The organism is Streptomyces sp. AcH 505, from assembly GCF_000818175.1.
Lineage (GTDB): Bacteria > Actinomycetota > Actinomycetes > Streptomycetales > Streptomycetaceae > Streptomyces.
Map to the genome: position 1 here is coordinate 2,614,227 of NZ_JTIY01000001.1, position 12,610 is coordinate 2,626,836.

Annotated in this window: 10 protein-coding genes; 8 read left to right on the forward strand and 2 right to left on the reverse strand. The window is 70.4% G+C overall.

Annotation, left to right across the window (positions count from 1 at the left end):
- Positions 1–274 precede the first annotated feature (274 nt).
- Genes HY68_RS12005 through HY68_RS12015 form a run of 3 tightly spaced genes read left to right on the forward strand, consistent with a single transcriptional unit; the run spans position 275 to position 5,342 of the window.
- Positions 275–1,768: an SCO6880 family protein gene (locus HY68_RS12005; protein WP_041987880.1), complete on the forward strand. Its 1,494-nt coding sequence runs from the start codon at positions 275–277 to the stop codon at positions 1,766–1,768.
- Positions 1,765–3,567 (forward strand): ATP/GTP-binding protein, encoded by a 1,803-nt coding sequence (locus tag HY68_RS12010; protein WP_041987882.1) that lies wholly within the window; start codon positions 1,765–1,767, stop codon positions 3,565–3,567. The genes HY68_RS12005 and HY68_RS12010 overlap by 4 nt, the downstream gene beginning before the upstream one ends.
- Positions 3,564–5,342: a type IV secretory system conjugative DNA transfer family protein gene (locus tag HY68_RS12015; RefSeq protein ID WP_041995823.1), complete on the forward strand. Its 1,779-nt coding sequence runs from the start codon at positions 3,564–3,566 to the stop codon at positions 5,340–5,342. The genes HY68_RS12010 and HY68_RS12015 overlap by 4 nt, the downstream gene beginning before the upstream one ends.
- Positions 5,343–5,393: 51 nt before the next feature.
- Here HY68_RS12015 and HY68_RS12020 read toward each other — a convergent pair whose 3' ends face one another.
- Positions 5,394–5,786 carry a hypothetical protein gene (locus tag HY68_RS12020; protein ID WP_041987885.1) on the reverse strand — a complete coding sequence of 131 codons (393 nt, stop codon included), beginning with the start codon at positions 5,784–5,786 and terminating at the stop codon, positions 5,394–5,396.
- Between the two features lie 160 nt (positions 5,787–5,946).
- Here HY68_RS12020 and HY68_RS12025 point away from each other — a divergent pair, with 160 nt between their 5' ends.
- The 5 genes from HY68_RS12025 to HY68_RS12040 all read left to right on the forward strand — a co-directional run bounded on the left by HY68_RS12025 (position 5,947) and on the right by HY68_RS12040 (position 11,723).
- On the forward strand, positions 5,947–6,981 hold the full coding sequence (locus tag HY68_RS12025; RefSeq protein ID WP_052457079.1) for a C40 family peptidase: 1,035 nt from the start codon (positions 5,947–5,949) through the stop codon (positions 6,979–6,981).
- 139 nt (positions 6,982–7,120) lie between these two features.
- Positions 7,121–7,537 carry a DUF4913 domain-containing protein gene (locus tag HY68_RS40620; protein ID WP_241778762.1) on the forward strand — a complete coding sequence of 139 codons (417 nt, stop codon included), beginning with the start codon at positions 7,121–7,123 and terminating at the stop codon, positions 7,535–7,537.
- 152 nt (positions 7,538–7,689) lie between these two features.
- Positions 7,690–8,799, forward strand: coding sequence for a hypothetical protein (locus HY68_RS12030; protein WP_041987888.1), 1,110 nt, complete (start codon positions 7,690–7,692; stop codon positions 8,797–8,799).
- A 195-nt stretch (positions 8,800–8,994) separates the two neighbouring features.
- Positions 8,995–10,044, forward strand: coding sequence for a hypothetical protein (locus tag HY68_RS12035; RefSeq protein ID WP_157874330.1), 1,050 nt, complete (start codon positions 8,995–8,997; stop codon positions 10,042–10,044).
- A gap of 107 nt (positions 10,045–10,151) precedes the next feature.
- Positions 10,152–11,723 (forward strand): glycosyl hydrolase, encoded by a 1,572-nt coding sequence (locus tag HY68_RS12040; RefSeq protein WP_041987895.1) that lies wholly within the window; start codon positions 10,152–10,154, stop codon positions 11,721–11,723.
- Between the two features lie 104 nt (positions 11,724–11,827).
- Here the strand turns inward: HY68_RS12040 and HY68_RS12045 are convergent.
- Positions 11,828–12,610: tetratricopeptide repeat protein (locus HY68_RS12045; protein ID WP_041987898.1), on the reverse strand; the 783-nt coding region annotated here is incomplete at its 5' end.

Sequence of the window (12,610 nt, forward strand, 5' to 3'; positions counted from 1 at the left end):
CTCGAGGCGGTGGCCGCGGCGCAGACCGCCAGTTCCGCCGTGTCGGGCGCCGTGGAAGGCGCCGACGGCGAGTTGGGCAACAACAAGTGATTCCCGGGGGAGTCGCGACGGCGGGCCGGTCGACCCGTACGTCCTGCCGTCGCCTCCCCTGACGGACGGCCGCCGAGCTCCCTTCCCCCCGGCGGGAGCTCGGCGGCTTCCGCGGTCCCACCGCCTCCGCCGTACCCCAACCGCCGCCGTACTCCGACCACTTCACGAAAGGAAACCGGATCCTATGTCCGCGGAAGCTGTCACTCATCCGACCTACGGAAACTGGCGCAGGCCAAGGCGGCCGGGGCTCGGACCACTCGGACTCGTCGGCACCTTCGGGGCGTTCGGCGGCCTCATCGCCACCCTGCTCGCCTCGCTGATCTCGCTGTACGCCGCGCTCGTCGTGTTCGTACCCGTGCTGCTGTTCCTGATCCCGCTCACGATCCGTACCCAGGACGGCCGCAACATCTACCAGCTGATCACGCTGCGCATCGGCTGGTCGCGCCGGAAGGCCAAGGGCGCGCACCTGTACGTGTCGGGGCCGCTGTCCGCCCGCCCCGGCGGCCGGTTCCGCCCGCCTGGCCTGCTGAACAAGGTCACGGCGACCGAGGGCCGGGACGCCTACGACCGTCCCTTCGGCGTCCTGCACCACCCGGTCCGCAACCTGTACACGATCGTCCTCGGCTGCGACCCCGACGGTGGTTCGCTCATCGACCCCGACCAGGTCGACGTCTGGGTCGCCCTGTGGGGCGAGTGGCTGGCCCGGCTGTCCCACGAACCGGGGCTGCGCGGCGCCTCCGTGATCGTGGAGACCGCCCCCGACCCGGGCACGCGGCTCGCCCACGAGGTGCTGCCCCGGATCCGCTCCGACGCCCCTCCGGCCGCACGCGCGGTGATGGAGGAGGTCGTCGACCGCTATCCCAGCGCCTCGTCCGAGATGCACACCTACATCACCCTGACCTACGGCATCCCGGGCGGCCAGAGCCGTAAGAAGGACGACATCATCACGGATCTCGCGATCCGGATCCCCGGTCTGCTCAGCGGACTCGTCGCCGCCGGCGGCGGCGCCGCCTACCCGCTGTCGGCCGAGCGGATCGCCGAGGTCGTCCGGGTCGCCTACGACCCCGCCGTCGCCGCCGACGTACTCAACGCCCGTGCCACGCACGGCGGTACGGGTCTGGAGTGGGAGGACGCAGGACCTGCGGCAGCGGTCGAGACCGTGAACAGCTACCAGCACGACTCCGGTGTCTCCAGGACCTGGATGCTGACCCTGGCACCGCGCGGCACCATCCGGTCCTCGGTGATGCGGGGCATGCTGGAGGCGGCCCCCGGCACCCGCCGCAAGCGGGTCGCGCTGGTCTACCGGCCCATCGACCCGGCCACATCGGCGCGGATCGTCGAAGCCGACCGGCGCAGCGCCCAGTTCATGGCGACGTCCGGCAAGGGCATGGTGCAGGCCCGCGCGGCCTCCGAGGTGCGCGCGGCCGAACAGACCGCGAACGAGGAGGCGTCGGGGGCGGGTCTTGTGGAGTTCTCGCTGATGCTGACGGTCACCGTCGACAACGCAGAGGAGTTGGCCGACGCGAGCGTCACCATCCGGAACCTGACGGCGGCCTCCCGGGTGCAGATGCGCCCGGCCGACCGGATGCAGGCGGCGGCGTTCACCTGCACCCTGCCCGCCGGGATCCTGCCGTGGGAGCAGACCCTCGTACCGCACGAACTGCAGGAGGCGTTGTGAGCCGGCGCGAACAGAAGCTGGCCGAGCGGGCGGACCGGCTCGCCGAGGAGCGGGCGAGCAAGCTGGCGCCGGGGGAGCTGCTCGAACCGGAGTCGCCCTGGGCGGAGAAGCCGGGACGGAAGAAGCCGGCAGGGGCGCAGCCCGTCACGGGGCAGCGCCTCGACAAGGGCGCGACGAAGAGCGGGACAGCGGGCGGCAAGAAGGGCGGCAAGGAGAAGGCGCCGCCCCGCCCCAAGGAGCTGTACGTCCCGCCCCGCGGCTGGTACGGCGCGGGCGGCGGGCGTGTCGGCTACATGGACCCGCCCACCATGTGGCGCGCCACCACCGTGCAGGCCTGCGGCATGTGGCCGTTCGCCGCGGGGTCCGGCTCGCCGATGACCGGAGTGCCGCTCGGACAGCACCTGTTCACCGGTGCCACCGTCTGCGGCGACCCGCTGAGCTGGTTCACCCGGGCCCGGTACATCTCCAACCCCTCGCTGTTCATGCTCGGCATGCCGGGTCTGGGCAAGTCCACGCTCATCAACCGGATGCTGATCGGACTCTCGGCAACCGGCGTCGTCCCGCTGGTACTTGGCGACCTCAAGCCGGACTACGCCGACACCGTGCGCGCGCTCGGCGGCCAGGTGATCTCCATCGGCCGTGGCCGGGGCGGCATCAACGTCCTCGACCCGGGCGCCATGGGGTCGGCGGCGGCGAAGATCGGCGGCGAGGCCGGTGAGGTGCTGAAGGCCGAGGCACACGGCCGGGTGCTGAACATGGTCGCCGCGCTCATCACCATCGTGCGCGGCCGGCCCATGGACGACCACGAGCAGTCCGTGCTCTCGGCGGTTCTGCACCACTTGCGCGAGCGCACCTTGCCCGGGCACACCGTGCTGCTGCCCGATGTGCTGCGGGTCCTCACCGAAGGCCCGCCCCGGGTGCGCGCCGTGACGCTGGACCGCGGTGACGACGCCCGTTACCGGGACGCCGTCGACCCGCTGCACCGCTCGCTGCTCGGCATCCTCGACGGCCCGCTCGGTGACACCTTCGCCTCCGAGACGTCGACCCACATCGACCCCGACGCGCCCGCCGTGTGCATCGACATCTCCGGAATCGGCGAGGCCGACACCCAGTTGACGGCGGCGGCGATGCTCGCCGCCTGGTCCGACGGGCTCGGTACGGTCGCGGCCTGCCACGCGCTGGCCGACGCCGGACTCGCCCCGCGGCGCTGGTTCTTCACCGTGCTGGACGAGCTGTGGCGCCCGCTGCGCGCGGCGTCCGGCATCGTCGACCGTATCGACGCGCTCACCCGCCTCAACCGTTCCCTCGGTCTCGGCGACGCCAAGATCACCCACACCCTCAAGGACGCCGAAGCACTCGGCACGGACGCCGACCGCGCCAAGGCGCGCGGCTTCGTCGAGCGTGCCGGGATGGTGGTGTGCGCGGGGCTGCCGAAGACCGAGATGGAGGATCTCGGCAAGGTCGTCGGGCTGTCCCGGCGCGAGATCGAACTCGTCTCCTCCTGGTCGTCGCCCCCCGGCTGGGGTGTCAACGGCGAGGACGAGGAACCGCCCGGCCGTGGCCGCTTCCTGATCAAGGTCGGTGGCCGCCCCGGCATCCCGATCAAGGTCGCCATCACCGACGCGGAGCGCCGGCTGCACAACACCAACACCCGCTGGACGCCGAACGAGCAGACGCTCGAAGAGGCCGTGGCCAAGGCCACCGGGCAGGTGCAACGGGCCGCTCAGGAAGGGCCCCCGCCCTTCCCCGGCGGACCCGGCGCCCCCGGCATCGAAGCACCCGGGAGGTGGACCGCATGAGCGGACAGCGCGGCGGCGATCTGCACGACCTGCTGCCCTGGGCCATCGTGGCCGTCGCCGGCACGGGCCTGCTGATGTTCACCGTCGCCTGGTCGGGCGGCACGATCGGCGCCGGTTTCTCCGGACACGGCTGGGACACCCCGCCGTTCGCCATGTCGACCGTCTCCAGCCTGGTCTCCGACGGGCCGGTCGCGCTGTGGCCCACGACGCCGACCACCGCCGTCTACGCGGGCATCTTCGGCCTGCTCGCGATCGTCGCGATCCCGGTCATCCTCGCCGTGATCCTGATCCTGGGCCGCAGCAACCGCCCCAAGGGCCTCGCCAACAGCCGGGACCTCGCCGCGATGTGCCCCAAGGGCATCGAGGCGCGCGCCCGCGAACTGCGGCCGACGCTCAAGGGCAGGGGGCGGCTCGACCCGGACGAGACGGGCAACCTCCTCGGCGAACTCGACCCCAAGGGGCCCGAGCTGCGCAGCAGTTACGAGGACGTGGAGCTCGACCTCATGGCGCCGCGCGCCGGCAAGTCGACCGGCATCGCCGTGCCGCGCGTGCTGCGCGCGCAGGGCGCGGTGCTGCTGACCTCCAACAAGTCCGACGTGTACGCCGTCACGCGCGCCGCCCGCGAAGAGGTAGGCACGGTCTGGACGTTCGACCCGCAGGGCATCGCGCACAGTCCGCGCGCCATGTGGTGGAACATGCTCGCCGAGTGCCACACCACCGAGGGTGCGCGCCGGCTCGCCGGGCACTTCGTGGCCTCCGTCAACGACGACACGGCGAAGAAGGACTTCTGGATCTCGGCCGCCCAGAACACCCTGACCGCCCTGTTCCTCGCGGCGGCCCGCAGCAACGCCTCGGTCCAGCAGCTCCTCGGCTGGCTCGCCGACCCCGCCGACCGCACCCCGGTCGACCTGCTCCGTGACACCGGACTCGTCGCGATGGCCGAGCAGTTGCAGGGCACGGTGCGTGGCGCTGTGGAGACCAGGGACGGCATTTTCGAGACGGCGCGGCAGACCGTGTCCTGCCTCCTCGACCCCGACATCCTCGCCTGGGTCACGCCCGACCCTTCGCTGCCCGAGTTCCGCCCCGACCTGCATGTCCTGAGCTCGGACACGCTGTACCTGCTGTCCAAGGACGGCGGTGGCTCGGCGGCCGGCGTGATCGCGGGCATCGCCGACGCGACGATGCGGGCCGGTGTGGTGGCCGCCGAGCGCATGGGCGGCCGGCTCGACCCGCCGCTGACCGCGGTCCTCGACGAGGCGGCGAACGTGTGCCGCATCTCCGACCTGCCCGACCTCTACTCGCACTTCGGCTCACGCGGCATCAACGTCGTGACGCTGCTGCAGAGTTACCGGCAGGGCGCCCGGGTCTGGGGCGACGTGGGCATGGACGCCCTGTGGAGCGCGGCGACCATCAAGCTGCTCGGCGCCGGCCTGGACGACGCCGACTTCGTCCAGAAGATCTCCACGCTCGTCGGCCAGTACGACGTGCGCACCCCGAGCATCTCGCGCAGCAAGGACGGCACGTCGCGCTCGTACTCGTACCGCCAGGAGTCCGTCCTGCCGCCCGACAAGATCAGGGCCCTGCCCAAGGGCACGGCGCTGCTGCTCGCGACCGGCGTCAAGCCGGCCCTGATCCGGCTGCGCCCCTGGTACAAGGAGCCGGGCGCGGGCGCCATCGCGGCGGCGGCGAAGGCGGAGACGGCGGCGATCACGGCGCGCGCCGCGGCGCGGCTGACGGGCGTGAGCCTCGGCAAACAGGCCCCGGGCCGGGTGTGACTCCACGGCTGGGTGTGACTCGCGGGCCGGGGGGCCGGTCGCGGGTCACGGTCACGCCGTCATGAGCACCCCGGCGCCGAACGCCAGCGTGGAGGACAGGAACCAGCCGAAGGCGGGCGACAGCAGATACCGCGCCGTCCACAGCCCGGCGGACGTGGGCTGGTTCCGCGCGTAGACGACCGGGACGCTGCGGCCGAGGCGCGGCAGCCCGCACCAGGGGCCGCGCCTGCCCGGGTCGAAGACGAGGCTGCGGCCGAGGTGGTCGGCGAACATCACGAGCCCGCCGCGCCGCCGGTCCGACGTGCCGCGCGCCGTCACGACCCCCATCACCCGCAGGCCGCGCAGCCACAGGCGCAGGGCCGCCAGCACGGACCGCACGGCGAGCAGCAGAAAGCCGAGGCCGAGCCCCGTGCACAGCGCCAGCAGCAGCAACTCCACTCCCACAACGACCCTTTCGTCTGCCGTACGGCCCTCTCGCGCACAACGGATGTCGCACGCGGCCGGTTCACGCGACCTTGAACCGCCGAACTCCCACGTCCGTTGTGCGGACGGGCCCCTTGGGCCCCTACCCCGATCGACGCGGACGAAGGGAGCTTCGGCCCAGATGAGACGGCCCCTGCGCGCGCACAGCTACCGGACGGCGGCTGCCGTCGTCCTGGCCTGCGCCCTGACGGTGACGACCCAGCAGATCGCCCGTGCCGACCCCGCGACTCTCACCCAGGTACGTGCCCAACTGGACACCCTTTATCACCAAGCGGAAGTCGCCACGGACAAGTACAACGCCGCCGACGAGAAGGTGGCCAAGCAGAAGAAGCGCATCGACAAGCTCAACGCCCAGGTCAAGACGACCGAGGCGAAGCTGTCCGTCCTCAACTCGCAGGCGGCGGCGGTGGCCAGGGCCCAGTACCGGGGCGGCGGCCTGCCCGCCGAGATGCAGTTCGTCCTCGACGACGACCCGGCGACCGCCCTGGACAACGCGTCCTTGAACCGCAAGGCGCAGCAGGCCAGGCACAGCGTGCTGGCCGCGCTCGGCACCACGCGCGAGGACCTGCGGCACCGCACCGACGACGCCTCCGACGAGCTGAAGGACCTGAAGGCGACCCGTCGCACCCAGAAGGACCAGCAGCAGAAGATCGAGAAGCACATCAAGGCGGCGAAGCAGCTGGAGTCGCAGCTGGCCGCGAAGCAGCTCCAGCGGATCGCGGCGCTGGAGCGCCAGGAGGAGGCCGACGCCCAGGCGCAGTGGGTGAGCACCGGCGTCCTCAAGAAGGTCGGCAAGAAGGGGACTTCGGCCGGCCGGAAGGCCGTCGCCTACGCCGCCAAGCAGATCGGCAAGCCGTACGTGTGGGGCGCCGAAGGCCCCAGCTCCTTCGACTGCTCAGGCCTCACCTCGCAGGCCTGGCTCGCGGCGGGCCACCCCATCCCCCGTACGTCGGAGGAGCAGTGGCGGCAGTTGAAGCACATCCCGGTCGACGACATGCGCCCGGGGGACCTCATCATCTACTTCGCTGACGCCAGCCACGTCGCCATCTACGTGGGCGACGGCCAGATCATCCAGGCCCCGCGCCCGGGGCGTTGGGTGTACGAGTCACCGGCGGCGTCGATGCCGATCCTGGGAGCGGTACGCCCGGACGCCTGAGTCCCGTACGCCGAACTCACCATTGACAGGAGGGCCGATGTCTACTGCGCCGCCGGAGAAGCCCGAGGTGCCTGGGCCCGGGGGAGGCGCCGCTCCCGATCCGGAGAAGCCCCTCACGCCACCGCACTTCATCCTCTACATGGAAGGGCCCGCCTACGCGAACACGCTGCGTCAGCTGACACTGTGGACCCACCATGTACTGCTGCCGGTCTACGGCAGGGAAGTCAGCTCCCAGGCCCCTTGGTGCTCCCGCTGGTGGGAACACGCTGAAGCCGTCGCCCAGTTGCACGGCCTGTGGCTCGCCTGGGGGCATCTGACCGGGCCCGGCTCCAACATGTCAGGACCTGCCAGCTGGCATCGCGACTTCCTCTCGCCGGTCATGGCAGCGCTGCGGGACCCGCAGGGCCCCTTCGCCGGATGCAAGCCTGGTGCCCACCGCGGGAAGGAGGTTCCTCCCGTCGACGCGATGGATCCGTTCGCACCACCGCCACCGCCACCGCAGGGGCAGAAGCAGCCGAGTTGGGAAAGACCACCGACCGAGCAGCCGTCGAGCTGACCTGTCCGCCCAGGGCGGAGGGGCGATGAACCGATGCTCCGGCGCACGCGTTGTGCTCGGTGAGCGGAGCCTTATCCGGTCGGCAGCGCCCGGATACGGCGCCGCCACAGGCTCCGTAGGGAGTAACCATCCAGCCCTAAGGAAGGGTGAAAATGGCAGGCTCAGAACACTCAGACGACAGCGGTAATTCCAACGATTCCGTCCAGTCCGTCATGTCGGTCCATATTGACGCGCGGAGCGGGAACATCCGCACCTCGTCCAGGCCCGTACCCAACGACGCACCCCAGCTTCCGGCCGGCACGACGCCGGGGACGGCCGTGTACGACCAGACCAGTCGTACGTACTTCGCGGGCGTGGGCGGCAAGCTCAAGACGTTCGCCGCGAACACGAAGGCCTGGGTCAGCAAGCACGACAAGAGGATCAAGAAGGCCGTGATCGACGTCGCTCCCCAGCTGGCGACTTCGATCGGGGAGGCCGTCCCTGGAAAAGCGGGCGTCGCCTTCAAGGTGGTGGGAGTCGCAGGTCAGGCCTATATGGGCGCCACCGAACTCAACACGGAGCGGAAGCGTGTCCAGGGCGGTGGCATGCGCGACACCGCGCAGGAGGCCTTGAGCGCCGGCCGGATCGTCTCCGCGGTGGGGAACGCCTGGGGCGCCGCCGGCAGCGGGGAGGCAGCCAAGTGGGCAGGCCAGGCCGGGACCTGGATCGGCGGCGGCAGCACCGTCGGCGAGGCGACGCACCACTTCCACAAGGCGGAGCGGGAGCGGGAAGCCAGTGACCCCGCGTACGAGTTGCCGGTGTACGAGGGGAGGGCCCACAACAACACGAACATCGGATACGAGCCGGGCGAGATGGTACCCGGATCGTTCCCGTCCTCACACGACTCGACCAGCAACGTAGGCTCGCACGAGGACTGGCAGGAACAGCCTCTTTACGCCGAGCACACCCCCGCACACGACCCGCGCTTTACGCAGCAGCCGACGTACGGCGGTGGCTTTAACGCGCAGCAGTCGCCGTACGGCGGTGGCTTTGACGCCCAGCAGTCGCCGTACGGCGGTGGCTACGGCTCGCAGCAAGGGAGCAATCCCTCCGTGTCGTCGTACGGGCCCGTCAATTACTCGCCGGCCGGCGGTAACTCGGCCGCGAGCTACCTTCCGCAGGGCGATTACGCCCAGAGCCAGCACAGCAACTCGAGCGTCCCGGCGGAAACAAGCGGACAGGGCGCGCAGCGGGAGAAGGGGAAGAAGGTCGTCCGCCGCTAGCCGCGGCAAACGGCCGACGCACACCGCACCAGCCAGCTCGACGTACAACGGCCGCGTCCCCGGGGCGCGGCCGTTGTGCCGGGACCACCGCCGACAGGTCGGGAGGTACGCACATGTCGGCACCGGGGTTGAACCGTTCCGCCCGGAGGTCCGTTGTCGCTCGTGTCAGCACCTCCGACCTGAAAGAGGGGCACCGTGGCGGACGCGAACACGGCTTCCTCGACCAGGAACCGGTTGACCAGGAACCGGTTCGCCAGGCAGCGCCCCGAAGTCCGGCTGGCGCGCGATCTGATCAAGACCGATCACCAGCTGGGCAAGCAGCGGGGTGAGGAGGGCCTTGCGGACCTCGGGACAGAGATCGCCGATCTCTGGCGCCGTCTCATGGACCGCATCAGGGGCCGGTCCGCGCCGGCGCCCGCGGGCGGTGGCGGTGGCGTGGGTGGCGGCGCGAGTGGCGGCGGCGACGGCGGTGGTTGGTCCGGATACCCGCAGGGCGAGCCGCAGCAGTCGGCCGGCGCCGGGATGTCGGTGCACGAGGAGCGGATGATCCGCCTCGAAAGCCAGATCAAGAAGCTGTCGCCACGCCAGCACGAGGCTTTCGAGGACGCGGTCCTGAATCTGGTCAGAACCGACAAGAAGTGGCAGAAGGTCTTCGAGGAATCCCCCGAGACCATACCGACCGTGGTGCGGTTCGCCGGCAACGCGCAGCGGAGAGAGCTGCTGCGGGACGCGCCCCCGACCGCCGCCGACCTGAGGGCGACCGCGGATCTCCGCGAGCAATGGGAGCGCCCGGCACCGGCGGTGGGTTCCTCGATCAGGTCCGGTTTCCAGGGGCCCGGTCAGAACGAATTCAGCGGCGGCCACGAATTCGAAGTGGCCGCACAGACCAACCTCAGGGAATCGACCACCCACGCCGTCTCGACGCCGCGCAGGGGCGAGCTGACCGACGGTCACACCTTCGTCGCCTCCGAGCACCGGCACATACTGGACGACAGTGCGTCGGAATCAGCCTCCGTGACCAACTCTCCTCTGATGAGCCCGGTCTCACTGCCCACCTCCCCCGAACTGCACACCAGGTCGATCGACATCCCGCAGTCCATGCTCGACAACGAGGGCCGGTCGATCGTGCGCGAGGCGTACGACAGCCCGCTCAGTCCTACGACGCCCCGCCCGTTTGACGTGCCGTCAAATACCGCCAGCCCGCAGCACGTTCAGGCGAAAACGCAGGGCAGGGCGCGAAAATGAGCATGACATCCGTCACCGGATGAACCAACCACCCCGCCCATCCGTCGTGCCTGCGCAAGCGAAATCGATCAACCAACCCGCGTAAGCCCAATGGAGAGGCACGCTCTATGCGCAGACGCACATCATTCCTGCTGGCGCTGCTGCTGGTCATCGTCGGTGTGACAGGCACCGCCGTAGCGATCCAGACGCACCGCTCCGACAGCGGGAGCATCGCAGCGGCCGGTGCCGTCGCCGACCACACCATCACCCTGCAGAACAAGACGGACGGCCGGATCTGGGTCGGCAGCAGGGTCAACGCCGACGGTTCGGCCGAGCTCACCGGGCTGCCGACGCTCGACCCCGGCCAGGCCGCCACCATCACCATTCCCGAGCGGGAGGGTGCCGGGCACTGGCGCGGCACGTTCTTCGCCCGCCAGGGCTGCTCCGGTGACAACGGCAGCACGTTCCACTGTGCCGTCGGTGACTGCGGGCCCTTCGTGGACCACTGCTCGCTCGGTGAACAGCCCGCGAGCCTCGCCGAGTTCAACTTCGACCCGGCCGACTCCCTGGCGCCCTGGTACGACGTGAGCTACGTCAACGCCGTATCGGCCCCTGTCACCATCACCCCCAACGACGTGGCACCACCCGCGAGCGGCGAGTGTGCCGTGGCGGGCTGCCCCGAGGATCTGCTGTCCGCCTGCCCGGCCGACAACCTGCAGAAGGACCAGGCCACGGGCAAGTCGCTGGTGTGCGTCAACCCGAACCGGGACGCCAAGACGCCGTACAGCGACATGATCAACCAGAAGTGCCCCACCGCGTACGCCTGGTCCAAGCAGGACGCCGAGCCGGGCAACAAGGTGATGTACCAGTGCACCAAGTGCAGTGGTCTGACGGTGTCGTTCGGGACCGGCAGCGCCCCGGCGCCCGCGCCCGTCGTCAACAACCCGCCGCCGCCCGCCCCGGTGGCGCCGGCGTCGCACCGTAAGGGTGTCAGCCTCAACCCGGTCGACGGCGCCTCCCAGGCCCTCGCCGACTCCGGTGCGTCCTGGTACTACAACTGGGCCTCTTCCAGTGGCGCTGTGGCCAAGCCGAACGGTGTCGAGTACGTCCCGATGATCTGGGGCCCCGGCTCGGTCACCGACGACGAACTGAACCATGCCCGCCAGGAGGGCACGGAGCTGCTCGGCTTCAACGAGCCCGACTCGGGCACGCAGGCCAACATGTCCCCCGAGCAGGCCCTGGACCTGTGGCCCCGGCTGCAGTCCACCGGGCTGCGGCTCGGCGCACCCGCTGTCTCGTACGGCGGAGACGTCCCCGGCGGCTGGCTGGACCGCTTCATGCAGGGAGCGCAGCAGCGCAATCTGCGCGTCGACTTCATCCCCCTGCACTGGTACGGGTCCGACTTCGGCCCGGACGCCGCCAACCAGCTGCGCGGCTACCTCCAGGCGGTGCACGACCGCTACCACAAGCCGATCTGGCTGACCGAATACGGCCTGATCGACTGGTCCAAGGGCCCGGCTCGGTATCCCAGCGAGCAGGAGCAGACCGACTTCATCAAGTCATCGACGCAGATGCTGAACAGTCTTGACTTCATGGAGCGCTACGCCTGGTTCACCCTCTCCACCGTGACCAGCCCGACGGGTCTTTACAACGGCACGACACCCAACGCCAGTGGCCGCGCCTATCACGACGCGGGCTGACCTGGCGGTTGAACCGTTTCCGCCGGTGATCCGTTGTACCGAAGTGCAAGCTCGCCGTGGTCCGCTCCGGGACCACGGCGAGCCACGGTAAAGGGGAAATCATGTCAGGCGGTCCGTCGATGCGCTGCGCTCCTGGCGCGCGCTTCGGGCGGTCCGTCCACCGCGCCGGACCCGCCGGCCGCATCGGTGTGACCGTTTGTGCGGCCGACGTGACCGTTTACCACGCCCACGGGCCCGTTTGCCGGGTCCGTGGAGCCGTCCGCCGTTGTGTTCTCCCGCGTTGTGTTCGCCAGCCGGCCGAGCCGTTCGCGGACCTGTTCGGCGTCCGGGTGGTTGAAGTCCGCGAAGATCGCGAGCGCTTGGCGCCAGCTCACCCGCGCGGCCTCCGGCTGGTCGGCCTCCAGATGGACGTCGCCGAGATGGCCCAGCGTATGACCCTCGCCCCACCGGTTGCCGACGGCCCGGTGGGTGGCGAGCGCCTGCTCGTAGAACGCCATCGACTCGTCGTACCGGCCGAGCTTGCGGTGGATCGTGCCGAGGATGTCGAGCGCGACGCCCTCCACCCAGCTGTTACCGCTGTCGCGCAGGATGGTCAGCGACTGCTCCATGCACTCCAGGGCCTCGTCGAACCTGCCGAGCCCCTGGTAGGCGTCGCCCAGGTTGCTCAGCAGGATCCCCTCGCCCCAGACGGTGCCGACGGCCCGCTCGATGACCAGGCCACGACGGGTGTACTCCAGCGCCTTGGCGAACTGCCCGGTCTGCAGGTAGACGTCGCCGAGGTTGGCCACGGCAGAGCCGCGGCCGTCCGCGTCCCCCAGCTCCCGGTAGGCGATCATCGCCTGCCACAGATGGTCGATGGCCTCGTCGAGCCGGCCCGCGCTGCGCAG

What these genes read in the sequence shown, in the direction of transcription:
- HY68_RS12005 (WP_041987880.1), top strand. Translation starts at nt 275, where the DNA reads ATGTCCGCGGAAGCTGTCACTCATCCGACCTACGGAAACTGGCGCAGG.
- HY68_RS12015 (WP_041995823.1), top strand. Translation starts at nt 3,564, where the DNA reads ATGAGCGGACAGCGCGGCGGCGATCTGCACGACCTGCTGCCCTGGGCC.
- HY68_RS12025 (WP_052457079.1), top strand. Translation starts at nt 5,947, where the DNA reads ATGAGACGGCCCCTGCGCGCGCACAGCTACCGGACGGCGGCTGCCGTC.
- HY68_RS40620 (WP_241778762.1), top strand. Translation starts at nt 7,121, where the DNA reads ATGGAAGGGCCCGCCTACGCGAACACGCTGCGTCAGCTGACACTGTGG.
- HY68_RS12030 (WP_041987888.1), top strand. Translation starts at nt 7,690, where the DNA reads ATGGCAGGCTCAGAACACTCAGACGACAGCGGTAATTCCAACGATTCC.
- HY68_RS12040 (WP_041987895.1), top strand. Translation starts at nt 10,152, where the DNA reads ATGCGCAGACGCACATCATTCCTGCTGGCGCTGCTGCTGGTCATCGTC.